A 1,381-nucleotide genomic window follows, 5' to 3' on the forward strand; every position below is an offset into this window, starting at 1 on the left:
GGGGTCTGTCAATCGAACGGTGTAACGAGGGTGTTCGGGGTTACTGACGGGCTGCGGAGAGCCGGCCGTCGAAGGTGATGTCGAAGGCGTTCAGCGCGGTTTTCCAGCGCAGGGTCCAGCGAGTTTGCCCCTTGCCGGTCGGGTCGAGCGACATGATCGCCATGTAGACGCACTTCAGGGCGGCGGTCTCGTTGGGGAAGTGTCCGCGGGCCTTGACCGCTCGCCGGATGCGGGCGTTCACGGACTCGATCGCGTTGGTGGTGCAGACGATGCGGCGGATCTCGGTGTCGAAGCGGAGGAACGGCGTGAACTCTTCCCAGGCGTTCTCCCAGAGCCGGACGATCGCCGGATACTTCCGGCCCCACGTGTCGGCGAACTCGGCGAACCGCTCCAGGGCAGCCTCCTCGGTCGCCGCGGTGTAGACCGGTTTGAGGATCTTGGCGATCTTGTCCCAGTCCTGGCGGGCGGCATAGCGGAAGGAGTTCCGCAGCAGGTGGACCACACAGGTCTGCACGACCGTGCGGGGCCAGACGGTCTCGACCGCGTCGGGCAGGCCCTTCAGGCCGTCGCAGACAAGCATGAGGACGTCGTTCACGCCGCGGTTCTTGACCTCGGTCAGGATGTGCATCCAGTGCTTGGCGCCCTCGCCGCCGTCCCCGGCCCACAAGCCCAGGATCTCGCGCCGGCCCTCGGTGGTGACCGCCAGAACCACATAGATCGGCCGGTTGGCGACGGCGCCGTCGCGGATCTTCACGTGGATCGCGTCGATGAAGACCACCGGATAGACCGGGTCGAGGGGCCGGTTCTGCCACTCGGCCATGCCCTCGAGGACCTTGTCGGTGATCGTGGAGATCGTCTGGCGCGAGACGTCGGCGCCATAGACCTCGGCCAGGTGGGCCTGGACCTCGCCCGTGGTCAGGCCCTTCGCGGACAGCGAGATGACCATCTCGTCCACGCCGGTCAGGCGCTTCTGCCGCTTCTTGACGATCTTCGGCTCGAAGGAGCCGTCCCGGTCGCGGGGCACGGATATCTCCACCGGGCCGACGTCGGTCAGCACGGTCTTGGCGCGGGTGCCGTTGCGGGAGTTGCCGCCGTTCTTCCCGGCCGGATCGTGCTTGTCATAGCCGAGGTGGTCGCTGATCTCACCCTCCAGAGCGGACTCCAGCAACCGCTTCGTCAGCTGCTGGAGCAGTCCACCCTCGCCGGTCAGCTGCAGGCCCTCGGCCTGGGCCCGGGACACCAGCTCGTCGATCAGCCGGTCATCCACCACCCTCGCCGGCTGAGGCTCGTCCGCCTCGCTGATCTCGGCCTCGGTCACGTTCTCACTGGTCATCGGTGCATCCTCCATGATCGGGAGTTACACCGAACGATTTACAGTCCC

At 66.6% G+C, this 1,381-nt stretch carries 1 protein-coding gene; it reads right to left on the bottom strand.

Annotation, left to right across the window (positions count from 1 at the left end; genetic code table 11):
- Nucleotides 1-40 precede the first annotated feature (40 nt).
- Nucleotides 41-1,333, bottom strand: a complete 1,293-nt coding sequence (locus KV205_RS35910) for an IS256 family transposase (protein ID WP_265869240.1) — start codon at nucleotides 1,331-1,333, stop codon at nucleotides 41-43.
- Nucleotides 1,334-1,381 lie beyond the last annotated feature (48 nt).

The organism is Streptomyces sp. SKN60 (assembly GCF_026236535.1).
Lineage (GTDB): Bacteria > Actinomycetota > Actinomycetes > Streptomycetales > Streptomycetaceae > Streptomyces.

What these genes read in the sequence shown, in the direction of transcription:
- KV205_RS35910 (WP_265869240.1), bottom strand. Translation starts at nt 1,333, where the DNA reads ATGACCAGTGAGAACGTGACCGAGGCCGAGATCAGCGAGGCGGACGAG.